At 57.0% G+C, this 15,522-nt stretch carries 15 protein-coding genes; 2 read left to right on the top strand and 13 right to left on the bottom strand.

Going from position 1 to position 15,522, the window contains the following annotated elements:
• Positions 1-29 precede the first annotated feature (29 nt).
• The 9 genes from ACG1VR_RS07280 to yieE form a co-directional block, all read right to left on the bottom strand.
• Positions 30-818 carry an ABC transporter ATP-binding protein gene (locus ACG1VR_RS07280; protein WP_395490567.1) on the bottom strand — a complete coding sequence of 263 codons (789 nt, stop codon included), beginning with the start codon at positions 816-818 and terminating at the stop codon, positions 30-32.
• The gene (locus ACG1VR_RS07275) at positions 815-1,891 is read right to left on the bottom strand and encodes an iron ABC transporter permease (protein ID WP_016537339.1); all 1,077 of its coding nucleotides are present in this window, start codon (positions 1,889-1,891) and stop codon (positions 815-817) included. Before ACG1VR_RS07275 ends, ACG1VR_RS07280 begins: the two co-directional genes overlap by 4 nt.
• Before the next feature lie 15 nt (positions 1,892-1,906).
• Positions 1,907-3,022: an ABC transporter substrate-binding protein gene (locus ACG1VR_RS07270; RefSeq protein ID WP_395491067.1), complete on the bottom strand. Its 1,116-nt coding sequence runs from the start codon at positions 3,020-3,022 to the stop codon at positions 1,907-1,909.
• 169 nt (positions 3,023-3,191) lie between these two features.
• Positions 3,192-4,658, bottom strand: a complete 1,467-nt coding sequence (locus ACG1VR_RS07265) for an amino acid permease (protein WP_016537342.1) — start codon at positions 4,656-4,658, stop codon at positions 3,192-3,194.
• Between the two features lie 192 nt (positions 4,659-4,850).
• Complete coding sequence (locus ACG1VR_RS07260; RefSeq protein WP_016537343.1) at positions 4,851-5,588, bottom strand: amino acid ABC transporter ATP-binding protein; 738 nt, start codon at positions 5,586-5,588, stop codon at positions 4,851-4,853.
• Positions 5,569-6,225, bottom strand: a complete 657-nt coding sequence (locus ACG1VR_RS07255; protein ID WP_016537344.1) for an amino acid ABC transporter permease — start codon at positions 6,223-6,225, stop codon at positions 5,569-5,571. Before ACG1VR_RS07255 ends, ACG1VR_RS07260 begins: the two co-directional genes overlap by 20 nt.
• Positions 6,222-6,890 carry an amino acid ABC transporter permease gene (locus ACG1VR_RS07250; protein WP_016537345.1) on the bottom strand — a complete coding sequence of 223 codons (669 nt, stop codon included), beginning with the start codon at positions 6,888-6,890 and terminating at the stop codon, positions 6,222-6,224. The genes ACG1VR_RS07255 and ACG1VR_RS07250 overlap by 4 nt, the downstream gene beginning before the upstream one ends.
• Before the next feature lie 10 nt (positions 6,891-6,900).
• Positions 6,901-7,686 (bottom strand): transporter substrate-binding domain-containing protein, encoded by a 786-nt coding sequence (locus ACG1VR_RS07245; protein ID WP_039899366.1) that lies wholly within the window; start codon positions 7,684-7,686, stop codon positions 6,901-6,903.
• A gap of 184 nt (positions 7,687-7,870) precedes the next feature.
• On the bottom strand, positions 7,871-8,737 hold the full coding sequence (gene yieE / locus ACG1VR_RS07240) for a DNA-binding transcriptional regulator YeiE (protein WP_216376187.1): 867 nt from the start codon (positions 8,735-8,737) through the stop codon (positions 7,871-7,873).
• A 124-nt stretch (positions 8,738-8,861) separates the two neighbouring features.
• On the opposite strand from yieE, the gene ACG1VR_RS07235 reads away from it, so the two are divergent.
• A complete protein-coding gene (locus tag ACG1VR_RS07235) occupies positions 8,862-9,911 on the top strand; it encodes a YeiH family protein (RefSeq protein ID WP_395490566.1) in 1,050 nt (349 codons plus the stop codon).
• A gap of 76 nt (positions 9,912-9,987) precedes the next feature.
• A complete protein-coding gene (gene nfo, locus ACG1VR_RS07230) occupies positions 9,988-10,845 on the top strand; it encodes a deoxyribonuclease IV (protein WP_172569429.1) in 858 nt (285 codons plus the stop codon).
• A 77-nt stretch (positions 10,846-10,922) separates the two neighbouring features.
• Here the strand turns inward: nfo and nadS are convergent, their stop codons facing one another.
• The 4 genes from nadS to fruB form a co-directional block, all read right to left on the bottom strand.
• Positions 10,923-11,207 carry a NadS family protein gene (nadS, locus tag ACG1VR_RS07225; protein ID WP_039898470.1) on the bottom strand — a complete coding sequence of 95 codons (285 nt, stop codon included), beginning with the start codon at positions 11,205-11,207 and terminating at the stop codon, positions 10,923-10,925.
• A 416-nt stretch (positions 11,208-11,623) separates the two neighbouring features.
• Positions 11,624-13,321, bottom strand: coding sequence for a PTS fructose transporter subunit IIBC (fruA, locus tag ACG1VR_RS07220; protein WP_395490565.1), 1,698 nt, complete (start codon positions 13,319-13,321; stop codon positions 11,624-11,626).
• A gap of 16 nt (positions 13,322-13,337) precedes the next feature.
• On the bottom strand, positions 13,338-14,276 hold the full coding sequence (gene fruK, locus ACG1VR_RS07215; protein WP_016537353.1) for a 1-phosphofructokinase: 939 nt from the start codon (positions 14,274-14,276) through the stop codon (positions 13,338-13,340).
• The gene (fruB, locus tag ACG1VR_RS07210; protein ID WP_395490564.1) at positions 14,276-15,406 is read right to left on the bottom strand and encodes a fused PTS fructose transporter subunit IIA/HPr protein; all 1,131 of its coding nucleotides are present in this window, start codon (positions 15,404-15,406) and stop codon (positions 14,276-14,278) included. The genes fruK and fruB overlap by 1 nt, the downstream gene beginning before the upstream one ends.
• Positions 15,407-15,522 lie beyond the last annotated feature (116 nt).

Raw genomic sequence — 15,522 nt, 5'->3', positions numbered from 1 at the left:
GTGTTCCTTAGTATTCCTGAAAAGCTTTGTTATACGGTGGGCGTCTCGACTAAGCCGTCGATAAGCACCTGGGCGACGCCATGGGAACAGCGCTCTATCCGCCCCCTGACGCCGTAAACCTGAGCCAGGCTGCGCGGAGTAATAACCGCTTCCGGCTCGCCGCTTGCCACCAGCTTGCCGTCGCGCAGCATTAGCACATGCTCGCTATGGCGCAGGGCAATATTGATATCGTGAACCACCACAACGGTGACGATATTACGCTCGCGGGTTTCACGGGCAACCAGGTCCATTACGTGGAACTGGTAATTTAAATCCAGGGCGCTCAGCGGCTCATCCAGCAGCAACAGAGAGGGCCGACGGATAAGCGATTGCGCCAGGCCAACCAGCTGTTTTTGCCCGCCGGAAAGCTGGTCGAGATAGCTGAGGGCGAGATGGGAAATCCCCAGCTGTTTAAGCAGCTGCATCACCTGCTCTTCGCTTTCGGCACTGTGGCGGCCGCCGGAAGCGCGCTGGGCAACGATAATCGACTCCAGCACATGCAGATGCACGCCCTGCGGCAGCGACTGCGGCAGGTAAACAACTTTCTCCGCGCGTTTGGCAAATGGCAGCGCCATCAGGTCTTCACCGTCCAGATACAGCTGCCCTTCTGCGCGGTTCAGGCCCGCGAGCGAACGCAGCAGCGTAGACTTACCGCAGCCGTTCGGCCCCAGCAGCACGGTGATTTTGCCGCGCGGCAACGCAGGCACGTTGAGGTTTTCGATAATTTTACGCTTCGGGTAACCGGCGTTGAATGCATCAATCTTTAGACCCTGCATCACACGTTCCCCTTATGGCGCAGAATAATACTCAGGAAGAACGGCACGCCCACCAGCGAGGTAACGATCCCCACCGGAATAATAACGCCGGGGATGATGTTTTTAGAGGCAACCGACGCCAGCGACAGTACCAGGGCGCCAACCAGCACGCTGCCCGGCAGGTAGAAACGGTGATCTTCGCCAAACAGCATGCGGGCGATGTGCGGCGCAACCAGGCCGATAAAACCAATTGGGCCAACAAACGCGACCGAGAGCGCAGAGAGTATGCTGATGCGCAGCAGCGTGCCTAAACGCAGGCGCTTCACGTCGATACCGAAGCTCACGGCACGGTCTTCGCCGAGGCGTAGCGCGGTCAACTTCCACGAGCTAAGCATTGAGATAGGCATAATGATGGCAAAGGCCAGCAGCAGCACGCCCAGTTTGTCCCACGACGCGCGGGCCAGGCTGCCCATCGTCCAGAACACCAACCCCTGCAACGTGTCTTCGCTGGCAATAAATTGCAGCATCGACACCAGGGCATTGAAGGTGAACACCAGCGCAATACCAAACAGCACCACGCCGGAACTGGCAACGCGCGTCCAGCGGGTGATGGCGTCGAGCATTAACGCGGCAAACAGGGCAAAGACAAAGGCGTTAGCCGAGATAAACCACTGATCGGGCACCCCCGGAATACCAATTCCGAGGATAATGGCAAGCGCCGCACCAAAGGCCGCGGCGGAAGAAACACCGAGGGTAAAAGGGCTGGCCAGCGGGTTATTGAGGATGGTTTGCATCTCCGCCCCCGCCAGGCCAAGCGCCATGCCGACCAGCAGCGCCATCAGCGCATAAGGCAGACGAATGTCCCACACGATGACCCTGGTGCCGGGGTTAGCATTGGCCGGATCGATCAGGGTCTGCCACAGCGTATCCAGCGGCAGCCCGGACGGGCCAAGGGTAAAGTCCAGCAACAGCGAGGCGAGGATCGCAATGACCAACGCTCCCATCAGCAAATAACGGTGACGCAGTACCTGCTGGTAGCGCCCCATGATGGTTTCGGGTTGCGCCTCGTTTGGCATCGGATCGGTGGTGGCACTCATCAAGTCTTACCTTCGTTACTTCTTAAGATCGGTCCAGTAGGTTCCCGTTGGCTCTACCGCAAGGAACTGTTTATAAAGTTGTTGCATAGTTTGCTCCGGATTAATCCCGGCAAACTCCTGCGGGTGGAACCAGGTCGCCATCGCCTGAATAGCGAGGATGTTGTACGGCGAATTATAGAAATTATGCCATACGCCATAGGCGCGCCCTTCTTTGACCGCCGTTAACTGGTCAATGCCTTTACGCTCCAGCACTTTTTGCAGGCTGGACTGCGCTTCAGCTTTTGTTGCCTGAGCGCCCAGGACAACGCCCGGAGCGGTGGAGCCAGGTGCTTTACCGCCGCTGGCAATATAAACCTTAGGATCGGCCGCGATCACTTTTTCCAGGTTTACCGTGCCCAACGCGCCGGGCAGCAGATTTTTAGCAATATTGATGCCGCCAGCCTGGTCGATAAAGTCGCCCATGTTGCCGTTACCGGCGGAGCCGCAGCACTCTTCCATCGCGGCAGCGCGCAGTTCGATAAACACCGACGGCTTATCTTTTTCCGCCATCTTGCCGGTGACATCGGTAATTTTTTTCAGGTTCGCTTCATAAAAGGCGATGTAGTCATCGGCCTGCTTTTCGCGATGCAACACTTTGCCCAGCACACGCATGCTCGGCAAGGTATTTTTGAGCGGCGAAGTACGAAAATCAACGAACACTACCGGCACGCCCGCTTTTTCAAGCTGGGAAACCAGCTCGCTGTGGCGGCCAGGACCATGTCCGGACAGGCCAAAAATTGCCACATCCGGGTGCAGAGTCAGCACTTTCTCCGGGCTAACGCTGTCGGCCGTGGTGCTGCCAATCAGCGGAATATCGTCAATCTTCGGGAATTTTGCTTTGTACTCCGCGTAAGTCTGGGTATCCAGCTTACGGAAGTCGCCCTGCCAGCCAACGATGCGGTCGATAGGCTTTTGCCCTTCCAGCAGCGCCAGAGCATAGAAAAGACGCCCTTCACCCAGCAGAATACGGTCAACCTTCTGAGGAATAGTGACCTCACGCCCGACGATATCGGTCACGGTAGCCGCAACCGCCGTTTGCAGGCAGCCGGCGGTTAACGCCAGTGCCAGACAGATATTTTTGAATTTAATCATATGCTTCACGCCAACTCTCCTTCGTTCCTTAAAGAATGGCGTTAACGATAAAGCAAATGATAATGGTTATCAATTTAATTGTTCTCTACTATAACCTGGAGGAATTATTGCTGGCGAGAGAAATGAAAAAAGGGCGTGGTAAACACGCCCTTTAAAGAGTAACGCCTTGTTACTGACGGAATTTCGGGAACGTCATTTCGCTGTAGCGTACGAAACGGCTGCCTTTCGTTATCTTGTAGCCGAACCAGATAGCCAGGAACAGCGGGATACCGATATAGGTTGCCGCCACGCCGCCCCAGTCGATGGTGTCGGAGAGGAACGCTTCGTAGTTCTGGCCAAGGGTGATTATCAGACACAGTACGAAGGCAAAAATCGGCCCAATCGGGAAGAAGCCCGAACGATACGGCAGGTCTTTAATATCATTGCCCTGGAGCACATAGCCGCGACGGAAGCGGTAATGGCTGATGGCGATGCCCAGCCAGGCGATGAAACCGGTCATCCCGGAGGTATTGAGCAGCCACAGGTAAACGGTCTGGTTGCCAAACATCGAGGTCAGGAAGCACAGCCCGGCAATCACGGTAGTGGCATACAGCGCGTTACGCGGCACGCCGCCTTTAGACAGCTTCGCAAATATACGCGGCGCTTTACCGTCGCAGGCCAGGGTGTAAAGCATACGCGTTGAAGCATACATACCGGAGTTGCCCGCCGACAGAACCGCCGTCAGGATAACCGCATTCATTACGGCCGCAGCGGAGAGCAGCCCCGCGTGCTGGAAGACCAGGGTGAACGGGCTAACGCTGATGTCTTTAACGTCGTTGCGCAGCAGGCTCGGGTCGGTATAAGGGATAATCAGGCTAACAATCAGGATGGCGAACACATAGAACAGCAGGATCCGCCAAAATACCTGACGCACCGCACGCGGAATGTTTTTTTCCGGGTCAGCGGACTCACCGGCGGCAATACCGATAAGCTCGGTGCCCTGGAAGGAGAAGCCGACTATCATCGCCACGCCAATCATCGCCGCAAAACCGCCGGCAAACGGCGCGTCGCCGGTCGTCCAGTTGCTCCAGCCTACCGGCTGAGCGCCTTTGAAGATGCCGACAATCATCATCACGCCGACGATAATAAAGATAATGACGGTGGTGACTTTAATCAGCGAGAACCAGTATTCCGCTTCACCAAAGCCTTTCACCGAGATCCAGTTCAGCAGGAACATAATGCCGAGGAACAGCGCGCTCCAGATCCAGCCCGGCGTGTCCGGGAACCAGTAATTCATCACCAGCTGCGCGGCCACGAGGTCAACGGCGATGGTTACCGCCCAGTTGTACCAGTAGTTCCAGCCCAGCGCGAAGCCGAAGCCTTCTTCAACGTATTTTTGCCCGTAGGTGGCAAAGGAGCCGGAAACCGGCATAAATGCCGCCAGCTCGCCCAGGCTTGTCATCAGGAAGTAAACCATCAGGCCAATCAGCATATAAGAGAGCAGTGCTCCGCCTGGGCCAGCCTGAGAAATAGTCGCCCCGGAGGCGACAAAAAGCCCGGTCCCGATCGATCCGCCAATGGCGATCATCGTCAGGTGGCGCGCCTTTAATTCGCGGCGTAGGCCAGGCGCTTGTGTGGTTTTATCTTGTGAAACCATAGGAAATTGTTGCCTATCCAAAAAATGAGGCGAGATTGTAACAAAACGTCTTTATTCATATAGCAGAAATCCCGGGTTATAAGAGAGCTTCATGATTGCCCGGCGATTATTAGCAAGGCGCTAATCAGGCAGGTGAACCGGAGGGAATTAAAAAAACCGCCGATCCGAAACCAGGAACCGGCGGTGAGGGGGTTAACCGAGTCCGCGCACGGACGAGATAAACTGTTGCAATTCCGGTGTACGAGGGTTGGCGAAGAACGACTTACTTTCGCCTTGCTCCCACACTTTGCCCTGATGCATAAACACCACGCGGTCGCCAACTTCTCTGGCAAAGTTCATTTCATGGGTGACCAGGATCAGGGTCATTCCCTCCCCCGCCAGCTGCTCCAGCACTTTTAGCACTTCGCCCACCAGCTCCGGGTCCAGCGCCGAGGTAATCTCATCGCACAGCAGCACTTTAGGCTTCATCGCCAGGGCGCGGGCGATAGCAACGCGCTGCTGCTGGCCGCCGGACAAGCTGGACGGATGATAGTCCACGCGCTCGCCCAGCCCGACCTTGTTCAGCATTTCCAGCGCCAGCTCGCGGCACTCGGCGGCGCTTTTATTCAGCACCCGGCGCGGTGCCAGCATTACATTTTCCAGCGCCGTCATATGCGGGAACAGGTTAAAGTTCTGGAACACCATGCCAACCGAACGGCTGATTTCGCGCGCCTGGGATTCACGGTCGGTTATCGTCATGCCGCCAAGCTTGATGCTGCCGTCCTGGTAACCTTCCAGCCCGTTCATGCAGCGCAGCAACGTGCTTTTGCCGGAGCCGCTGCGCCCGATAATCGACACCACTTCACCCATATCGATATCAAGGCTGACGCCCTTCAGCACGTGGTTGTCGCCGTAATATTTCTGTACGTCATTAATGGTGATGAGCGGCATGGAATTTTTTCTCCAGATAACGGCTGTAGCGCGACAGCGGATAGCAAAGCAGGAAGTAGCCGAGCGCCACCAGGGCAAAAACTTTGAACGGCTCAAAAGTGACGTTATTCAGCATCGTGCCCGCCTTGGTCAGCTCGACAAAGCCGATAATTGAGGCCAGCGCGGTGCCTTTAATCACCTGCACGGAAAAACCAACGGTGGGCGCAACGGCAATACGCAGCGCCTGCGGGGCAATCACCCGGAACAGCGTCTGCCCGAAGCTCAGACCCAGGCAGCGGCAGGCTTCCCACTGGCCTTTCGGCAGAGCGCGAATGCTGCCGTACCAGATATCCAGCAGAAAAGCGCTGGTAAACAGGGTCAGGGCAAGCGTGGCGGCGGTCCAGGCGCTGACGTCGATGCCAAACAGCGCGAGGCCGAAGAAAGCCAGGAACAGTTGCATTAGCAGCGGCGTGCCCTGAAACAGCGCAACATAGCCGCTTATCAGGCGCTTCGGCCACGTCCACCGGCCCATGCGCAGCAGCAATAGCGGCAGAGTAACCAGCGTGCCGCAGACAAAGGCAATCAGAGACAAAAGCACGGTCCAGCGCGCGGCCAGCAGTAGATTGCGCAAGATATCCCAGTCGGTAAAAGTCATCATCCGGCATCACTCCCTAACCATTTACGCCCGGCGGCAAGCAGGAGCTGACGCATGATAAGCGACAGCACCAGATACATCAGCGTGGTGACCAGGTAGACCTCAAAGCTGAGGAAAGTCCGTGACTGAATAAGGCTCGCGGCAAACGTCAGATCCTCGCAGGAAACCTGAGAAACCACCGACGAGCCGAGCATTACGATAATGCACTGGCTAACCAGAGACGGATAAATACGCTTCAGGGACGGCGGCAGGACAACCCGCAGAAAAGTCTGGCTGCGGGTCAGACCGAGGACACGAGCCGCTTCCCACTGCCCTTTTGGCGTAACCTGAATCCCGGCGCGGATAATTTCCGTGCTGTAGGCTCCCAGGTTTACCAGCATGGCTATTAGCGCCGCTTCTCCGGCGGTCAGCTTCAGGCCCAGCCCCGGCAGCCCGAAGACAATAAAGAACAGCTGAACCACAAACGGCGTGTTGCGGATAAGCTCAACGTAGCCGCCCCAAATCAGGCTAAGCAGCCCTGGCCTGCCGCTGCGGATAGCCGCCCCGACGATGCCGATGGCAACGCCGCCGACCGTAGCCATGGTGGTGAGCGCCAGCGTCACCCACAGGCCGGAGACCAGCTCCGACCAATAGGGAAGCAGACCGGCAAAATCAAGTTGCGTGGTCATTCCCGGCTCCTCAGGCGCCGAGATTCGCAGGCAGAGGCGCCTGCATCCATTTCTGCGACAGGGTGTTGAGGGTGTTGTCCTTCAGCGCTTCGCCAATCAACTCGTCCACCTTCGCTTTCAGCGCTGGCTCGTTTTTCTTCAGGCCGATGTAACAAGGCGAATCTTTGAGCATAAATTTGCTTACCGGCGCTTTAGTCGGGTTCTGGCGAGCAATGGCCGCGACCACAAGGTTACCGGTTGCGATGTACTGCACCTGGCCTGAGAGGTAAGCAGATATAGTCGTGTTGTTGTCTTCGTAACGCTTCACCTCAGCATCTTTTGGCGCAAGGTCGCTAAGCACCATGTCTTCCACCGCACCGCGGGTTACGCCGACGGTTTTACCGCTCAGCGCTTTCGCATCGGCTACGGTGCCATCTTTAGGACCGAAAACGCCGAGGAAGAACGGCGCGTAGGCGCGGCTAAAGTCGATAACCTTTTCGCGCTCGGCGTTCTTGCCGAGGCTTGAAATAACCAGGTCAACTTTGTCGGTTTGCAGATACGGCACGCGGTTGGCGCTGGTGACCGGCACTAGCTGGAGCTTCACCTTCAGCCCTTTCGCCAGGTAAGCCGCCATATCAATATCGTAACCCTGAGGTTTCAGGTCAGCATTCACCGAGCCGAACGGCGGGAAGTCCTGCGGAACCGCCACGCGCAGCACGCCGCGCTTTTCGATATCTTGTAATTGATCGGCCATTACCGCTCCGGCCTGAGCCAGCAGAACCGTCGCGCCAACTAAAGAGAACAACCATTTTTTCATCGTCATGTGCAGCCTCGTCGCCTGATTGAAACAAAAGATTCTTTGAGTTCAAATCTGCAACTAATGTGCCAACGAGGAAGATAAGTGAGTTTTACTGCTTCATCGCGGTGAAATGAGGGTTAACGGGGAGAGCGATGCCTCACGGTTACACCCCAGACGGGTGCAACTGCGAGGTTTTGGTGCATTACGCTTCGCAATAGCGCAGGAAACGCAGCAGCGCGTTAGAAATATGCTTCTGCCGATGGTGAATACGGTACAAGGTACGCACCAGGCGGGGGAGCGGAACATGGACTTCAACCAGCGTGCCGCTTTCCAGCTGCTCGGCAATCACCCGGCGCGACAGGCAGCTAATGCCCAGCCCGTGGCGCACCGCGTGTTTGATAGCTTCGGAGTTGCCCAGTTCCATACCCAACTGAAACATCGGCAGGTGCGAAAGCAGCAGGTAGTCAACGATTTCACGGGTGCCGGAACCGCGTTCACGCAAGATCCACGGCTGCTTAGCGAGGCTTTCCAGGGTCACCGGCTGGTGCACCAGCGAGTTGCCCGGCGAGGCAAACACCACCAGCTCATCCTCCAGCCACGGTTCGGCCACCAGCTCGGACATATGGCACGGCCCTTCAATCAGGCCGATATCAACGCGAAAGTCCGCCACCGCGTTAATCACGTCCTGGCTGTTGCCGACGCTAAGCTCCAGCGGCAGCTTCGGGAAGTCCCGGCGGTAGCGGGCTATCATCTCCGGCAGGATATAGTTGCCGATGGTGCTGCTGGCGTAAACGCGGATTGCGCCGTTGTCTTCACGAAACAGCTGTTCTATTTCGCCAGCCTGCTCCAGCAGCCCCACAACGCGGGGGTAAAGCAGCCTGCCGTGCTCGTTGACCACCAGCCTTTTTCCAACCCGGTCGAACATCTGAACGCCAAGCTGCCCTTCAAGGTCGGCAAGCGCCGCACTAACCGCCGACTGCGAGAGCGACAGCATCTGGGAGGCCTGGGTAGTGGAGCCGCTTTTAAGGACTTCAGCAAACACTTCAAGTTGCCGCAGGGTGATATGCATAGTGGCTTTCCTGGTAATGGCAGCGGATTGCTTACCACTTATAAAGATTAATTATAAATATATAATCAATTTTATTTTTATGCCAGCAAGGCGTAGCCTTTTCGTCATCACAAAGGAGAAGGTTATGACTGCACTACCCGTACAAGCTCATCGTCATACATTGCGCCACTTCCTGCCGGGACTTGCGCTTTCTGCCGCCATTACCGGGCTGGCTTTGTGGCTGGGCAATATTCCTTCGGTTGCAGGGCTGGGCCTTGGTGCGCTGACGCTGGCCATTCTGTGCGGCATGATTATCGGCAATACGCTGTATCCGAGAATCTGGCAGCACTGCGACGGCGGCGTCCTGTTCGCGAAACAACATCTTCTGCGCCTCGGCATTATTCTTTATGGCTTCCGGCTGACGTTTTCGCAAATTGCCGACGTCGGCTTTAGCGGCCTGGCTATCGACGTGCTGACGCTGTGCAGCACCTTCGCCCTCGCCTGCTGGTTAGGCCAGAAGGTCTTCGGGCTGGACAAACACACCAGTTGGCTGATTGGCGCGGGCAGCAGCATCTGCGGAGCGGCGGCGATTCTGGCTACCGAGCCGGTGGTTAAAGCAGAAGCCAGCAAAGTAACGGTTGCCGTCGCCACTGTGGTTATCTTCGGTACACTGGCTATCTTTATTTACCCGATGCTTTATCCGCTGGTTAGCCACTGGTTCACGCCGGAAGCTTTCGGGATTTATACCGGCTCCACCATGCATGAAGTGGCGCAAGTCGTCGCAGCCGGCCACGCAATCAGCCCGGAAACGGAAAATGCTGCGGTGATTGCCAAAATGCTGCGTGTGATGATGCTGGCTCCGTTCCTTATTTTCCTTGCTGCACGCGTTAAAGCGCTGGCTCCGGCGGGCGCTGCGCAAGAGAGCAAAATTACCATTCCGTGGTTTGCGGTGCTGTTCATCGTGGTGGCGATTTTCAACTCCTTCCACCTTCTGCCGCAGGCGGTGGTTAATGCGTTGATTACGCTGGACACCTTCCTGCTGGCAATGGCAATGGCCGCACTGGGGTTAACAACCCACATGAGCGCGCTGAAAAAAGCCGGGGCGCGCCCGCTGCTGATGGCGCTGGTGCTGTTTATCTGGCTGATTATCGGCGGCGGCGCGATTAACCTCGCGGTGCACCACCTGATGGCATAATTCGAAGCAGAAAAAATGCCCCTGACCCGCTATCATTGTTTTTTCCCCGATAGCGGGTTTTGACAGGAGAAGAAAGATGAAGTTTATTGGAGCGCACGTTAGCGCCTCAGGCGGTCTGGAAAATGCCGCCATCCGCGCCCACGAACTGGAAGCGACCGCTTTTGCCCTGTTCACCAAGAATCAACGCCAGTGGCGTGCCGCGCCGCTGACCAGCGAAGTTATCGATAGCTTTAAGGCCGCCTGCGAAAAATACCATTATGGCCCGGGCCAAATCCTTCCCCACGACAGCTATCTGATTAACCTGGGCCACCCGGTTGAAGACGCGCTGGAAAAATCCCGCGAAGCTTTTATCGACGAGCTGGCCCGCTGCCAGCAGTTGGGGCTGACGCTGCTCAACTTCCACCCCGGCAGCCACCTGAAGCAAATTCCTGAAGACGAGTGCCTGAAGCGCATCGCCGAGTCGATTAACATCGCGCTCGCGCAGACCGAGGGCGTTACCGCCGTGATTGAAAACACCGCAGGCCAGGGCAGCAACCTTGGCTTCCGCTTCGAACACCTGGCGGCCATTATTGACGGCGTGGAAGATAAGTCCCGCGTCGGCGTCTGCATTGATACCTGTCACGCCTTCGCCGCCGGTTACGACCTGCGTACCGAGGCAGACTGCGAGCAGACCTTCAGCGAATTTGAGCGCATCGTCGGTTTTAAATACCTGCGAGGCATGCACCTCAACGATGCCAAAAGCGAGTTCGGCAGCCGTGTTGACCGCCACAATAGCCTGGGCGCGGGGAACATCGGCCATACGCCGTTTAGCTGGATAATGCGAGATGCCCGCTTCGACGGCATTCCGCTGATTCTGGAAACGACCAACCCGGATATCTGGGCGGAAGAAATTGCATGGCTGAAGGCTCAGCAGCATGAAGAGGCAACGGCGTAACAAAGAACATTCCTCAGGAGGTGCCAACGTGCCTCCTGACGCTATTTATCAGGCCGAAAAAGAGCGTTTTTAATAACTTAGTGGGCGGCCAGTTCGTAGAAAAAGGCTGGATTGGCCTGTATGGTCGCCAGCACTTTTGCCGCCAGCCCGGTCGGGTTTCGCCTTTTTGACTCCCAACTTTTTATTGTATCAACGCTGGTCCCCAACGCCTTCGCCATTTCACTTTGAGAAACGTTCAGCTGTTCCCTTATGGCGCGCACATCCGCTACCGTATAGCGGGTTGTCCTCGCCGGAGACTTCACCCCGTTTTTAATCTCTACAGCCTCTTCAAGAGCGCTTTTCAGGTCATTAAAAAAAGTCATTTCACACCTCATCCTTCAGTAACTTAGTCAGCTTTTTTAGCTCGGATCTCTCGGCATCGCTCAAATTATCTTTAGCGATTAGCTTGATCTGCCGGGTAAACATCGTAGTTTCAATAAACTCTATTCCATGTGTCACCGGTGTACGCTCCCTTGAGGGTACTAAGTACACCGAAATGGTGACATAGTACACCAACATTTTGTTTTCCGATCGAAATTTTCGCTTTTACCTTCGAACAAACAAGTTTGAAACGTTCAAAGCATTGGAAGGAATAAACAAATGAATGCAAATGCGGGGAGTATTTTCACTCTGGAGGGAGGAGTCTCGAGAAAATGCGAAAACAACAGAAGGTGGAGGGCATTCCCCGCGCTCTCCGCGTCCTTAACAAACGCATAGAGAGAGCGGGGAAACAGAGCGGTTATGCGGCTTTAGCAGCCAGCTCGGTTTCAGGGCGTTTCAGGAAGGCGTAAGACAGGCCCGCCACCAGCGTACCGGCGATAATCGCCAGCAGATAACCCAGCACCGGCGTGATTGCGCCAGGAATAAGCAGCACGAACAGACCGCCGTGCGGCGCCATCAGCTTCGCGCCTACCGCCATGGAGAGTGCCCCGGTCAGCGCGCCGCCGATGATACAGCAAGGCAGAACGCGCATCGGGTCACGGGCGGCAAACGGGATCGCCCCTTCGGTAATAAAGCACAGGCCGAGAACCAGAGCCGCTTTGCCCCCTTCCTGCTGCGCTTTATCAAACTTACGGCGCGCAACCAGAGTCGCCAGGCCCAGCGCCAGAGGTGGCACCATGCCCGCAGCCATAATCGCCGCCATCGGCGCGTAGGTTTGCGTACTTAACAGCCCAACGCCAAAGGCATAAGCCGCTTTGTTCACCGGGCCACCCATGTCGGTACACATCATCCCGCCAAGAATAGCGCCCAGCAGTACCGCGTTAGCGGTGCCCATGGTTTGCAGCCAGTGCGTCAGGCCAGCAAGGATTTTGGCAACCGGGGTGCCGATCAGGTAGATCATCGCCAGGCCAACAACCAGGCTTGAGAACAGCGGAATGATCAGAATTGGCTTCAGCGCTTCCATGCTTGGCGGCAGCTTCAGCTTTGAGCTAATCAACTTCGCAATATAGCCCGCCAGGAAACCGGCGATGATCCCGCCGATAAAGCCGGAACCGGTGCTCACCGCCAGCATGCCGCCGATAAGACCCGGCGTCAGGCCAGGGCGGTCTGCGATGGAAAATGCTATGTAGCCTGCAAGCACCGGCACCATCAGAGCGAAGGCAGAGCCGCCGCCGATTTGCATCAGCGCCGCGGCAAGGGTGCCTGGCTCTTTAAACGCCTGGATACCAAAGGCAAAGGAGAGCGCGATACACAGGCCGCCCGCCACCACCATCGGCAGCATGTAAGAAACCCCGGTCAACAGGTGACGGTAAGCCCCGGCGCTCTCTTTCTTGCCGGACTCCTGGCCCGCGCTCGCCTTGCCCGCAGCTTCATAAGGTTTGGCTTCAGCCAGCGCTTTATCCAGTTCCTGAGAAGTTTTCTTCAGCGCAAGGCCGGTAGAGGTGCGGTACATCGGCTTACCGGCAAACTTCGCCAGATCCACTTCGATATCCGCCGCAACGATAACCAGATCTGCCGCAGCCACTTCTTCTGGCGTGATAGCGTTACCCGCGCCAACCGAGCCGCGAGTTTCAACCTTCACCCACCAGCCGCGTTTTTTGGCTTCGGTTTCAATCGCTTCTGCAGCCATAAAAGTATGCGCTACGCCGGTCGGGCAGGCCGTAACGGCTACAATACGTTTCGGGCCGCTGGCGGAAACCGCCTGGGCAGGAGCCGCAACAGCCGGAGCGCTATACGGGGTGGCTTTACCTTTGGCTTCGCTCAGGAACAGCTCAGGATGCTGAACCGCACGATCGATGTCGCCGAGGAAAACTTTTTTACCGTTCAGCGCGTTGTCAGCAGGAACAGCATTCCCCACCACGATAGCCAGTTCGGCATCGTTCGGGTTGTCGATAATGTCGAGATGCGCTTTTTGCGCAGCGGCACCGAGCAGCGTCTTCGCGAGATATGCGCGCGCCTGGCCCAGCCCCGGCTCAATAATTAACAGCGTTTTCATTGCCTGTCTCCTGCTGTCAGTGGAAAGGTTTCAGGTCGACACGAGCCATCATGGCGGCCAGTTGTGTGCGATCGGTAATGCCGACATTGCTCTGGCTAACGGCCAGGGCAGCAACGGCGGTGGCAAGACGTAGAGTGTGTTCGCTGGACTCGCGCATCAGCAGGCCGTAAATCAGGCCACCAACCATTGAGTCGCCCGCGCCCACGGTGCTAACCACTTCGCAAGACGGCGGCCGCGCAATCCATTCCCCGGAGGCGTTAACCCACAGCGCGCCTTCCGCACCCAGCGAAATAACAACGTGGGCAATGCCCTGCTCGCGCAGCGCGTGAGCGGCTTCAATAACATCTTTAAGTTCTGGCAACTTGCGGCCAGCCCAGATTTCCAGCTCGCGACGGTTTGGTTTTACCAGCCACGGCGCAGCTTTCAGCCCGGCCACTAAGGCCTCGCGGCTGCTGTCGAAGATGATGCACGGGCACTGGCTGCGCAGGCGAGTCATCCAGTCGGTGAACGCCTCAGGGGAAACGCCTGCCGGCAGGCTGCCGCTAACACAAACCATATCGAACTGGCCCAGCCAGCTCAGAGAGTCCGCCACAAAGCGTTCCCAGTCCGCGCCGGTCACTTCAAACCCGGAGAAGTTGAGGTCGGTCACTTCGCCATCTTTTTCGGTCAGCTTGACGTTAATACGGGTGCGGCCCTGTACCACCTGGAAGCGGTTAGCTATGCCCAGCTCGCTGAACAGCTGCTGAAAACCGTCCTGGTTATCTTTACCGAGGAAACCGCCAACGGTGACGTCGATACCGAGATCTTTCAGGACTTTGGCAACGTTAATCCCTTTACCTGCGGCATGCAGGCCGGTGGTGCGAACGAGGTTAACTTCGCCGCGCTCAATCTCCGGGCAAAAGCCCACCAGATCGTAGGCCGGGTTCAGGGTAATAGTGGCTACACGTCTGGTCATTACGCGCCCTCCCCGAGACCGGCAGCGATGGCATCGCCAATCGCCTTCAGCGCCTGTTCAGCATCTTCACCCTGGGCGGTGAAGCGCAGGCGGTGGCCCTTCTTAACGCCGAGTGCAACAACTTTCATCAGGCTGCGTCCATTTGCCGGTTTTCCGGTTCCATCAAGGTTTGTCACGGTTATTTCGCTATTAAATTGTTTAATGGTGTTGACCAGCGCCGTACCCGGGCGGGCGTGCAGGCCGTGTTCATTGCGCACGGTGAATTCAGCGCTCAGCGCCTCTTCGGCCGGAGTCTCATCGCTGGTCAGCAGCGTCAGCAAAGTTGGCGCATCGGCGCTTAACAGTTTGTCGGCGCGATTGCCAATCAGCATATCGCTCAGGCGGTTCAGCACCTGAAGCGGCTGCTCGTCGGCAACGGCGACGGTCATCAGCAGCGAGACCGGCTGGCCTTGAGCTTCGAAAGTCGCCGCCGGGCGGCTAACGGCGACCGCGCTGGCAAGGTTGCCTTCTGCGCTGTCGTTCAGCCAGATGCCCTGCCCGAGGTAGAGCGGCTTTCCGGAAATGACATTGCTGACAAAGGCTGCATCTGCCGCGCCAGCCTGCTTGAGGCGACCAGCGTTTAGCGCCTGCAGCGTTATCAGGTCGCTGGCGTCAACGTTCAGCGCCAGCAGGCTGTTGTCCAGCAGCAGGGCCGTGGACTGTTTTTCGCCCATTAGCAGCGCGCGTAACTCTTCCGCGCCGGTGGCCGACTTCAGCTGTTCAGCAACTTCATCGTCGCTCAGCACATGGGTCAGTTGGCGCAGCAGGCCGAGGTGCTCGTCGGAGCTGGCGGCAATACCGATGGCGACGTACGCCGTCTGGCCTTCGCCCCACTCTACGCCGTCAGGAAACTGGAACACCTGAACGCCGGTCTTCAGCACCAGGTCGCGGGTGTCGGTGGTGCCGTGCGGGATAGCAATCCCGCTGCCAAGGTAGGTAGAGGTTTGCTGCTCGCGGGCCAGCATACCGTTTACATAGCCTTCACCGACATTACCGGCCTGCACCAGGGCAGCGGCAACCAGGCGGATGGCCTCTTCTTTACTCCCGGCGGATTTACCGGGATGAATATCCTGCACAGATAACTGGAACATAAATCTCCTCTCTCGCTGAATTGAAACGATTCAGCTTTTCTGAGAAAAAATACGTCATCTCCGGGTGGCGGGATGCCTAAGATGACGCTGAAACGTTTCAAGGAGTGTTGCGCTAA

The sequence above is a fragment of the Cedecea davisae genome, from assembly GCF_044095835.1.
Lineage (GTDB): Bacteria > Pseudomonadota > Gammaproteobacteria > Enterobacterales > Enterobacteriaceae > Cedecea > Cedecea davisae.
The sequence above is the reverse complement of the archived record's forward strand: the minus strand, read 5'-3'. Positions and strand labels throughout refer to the sequence as shown.

Coding starts and splice junctions, on each gene's coding strand:
- ACG1VR_RS07275 (WP_016537339.1), bottom strand. CDS start 1,891: ATGAGTGCCACCACCGATCCGATGCCAAACGAGGCGCAACCCGAAACC.
- ACG1VR_RS07270 (WP_395491067.1), bottom strand. CDS start 3,022: ATGATTAAATTCAAAAATATCTGTCTGGCACTGGCGTTAACCGCCGGC.
- ACG1VR_RS07265 (WP_016537342.1), bottom strand. CDS start 4,658: ATGGTTTCACAAGATAAAACCACACAAGCGCCTGGCCTACGCCGCGAA.
- ACG1VR_RS07260 (WP_016537343.1), bottom strand. CDS start 5,588: ATGCCGCTCATCACCATTAATGACGTACAGAAATATTACGGCGACAAC.
- ACG1VR_RS07255 (WP_016537344.1), bottom strand. CDS start 6,225: ATGATGACTTTTACCGACTGGGATATCTTGCGCAATCTACTGCTGGCC.
- ACG1VR_RS07250 (WP_016537345.1), bottom strand. CDS start 6,890: ATGACCACGCAACTTGATTTTGCCGGTCTGCTTCCCTATTGGTCGGAG.
- ACG1VR_RS07245 (WP_039899366.1), bottom strand. CDS start 7,686: ATGAAAAAATGGTTGTTCTCTTTAGTTGGCGCGACGGTTCTGCTGGCT.
- yieE (WP_216376187.1), bottom strand. CDS start 8,737: ATGCATATCACCCTGCGGCAACTTGAAGTGTTTGCTGAAGTCCTTAAA.
- ACG1VR_RS07235 (WP_395490566.1), top strand. CDS start 8,862: ATGACTGCACTACCCGTACAAGCTCATCGTCATACATTGCGCCACTTC.
- nfo (WP_172569429.1), top strand. CDS start 9,988: ATGAAGTTTATTGGAGCGCACGTTAGCGCCTCAGGCGGTCTGGAAAAT.
- nadS (WP_039898470.1), bottom strand. CDS start 11,207: ATGACTTTTTTTAATGACCTGAAAAGCGCTCTTGAAGAGGCTGTAGAG.
- fruA (WP_395490565.1), bottom strand. CDS start 13,321: ATGAAAACGCTGTTAATTATTGAGCCGGGGCTGGGCCAGGCGCGCGCA.
- fruK (WP_016537353.1), bottom strand. CDS start 14,276: ATGACCAGACGTGTAGCCACTATTACCCTGAACCCGGCCTACGATCTG.
- fruB (WP_395490564.1), bottom strand. CDS start 15,406: ATGTTCCAGTTATCTGTGCAGGATATTCATCCCGGTAAATCCGCCGGG.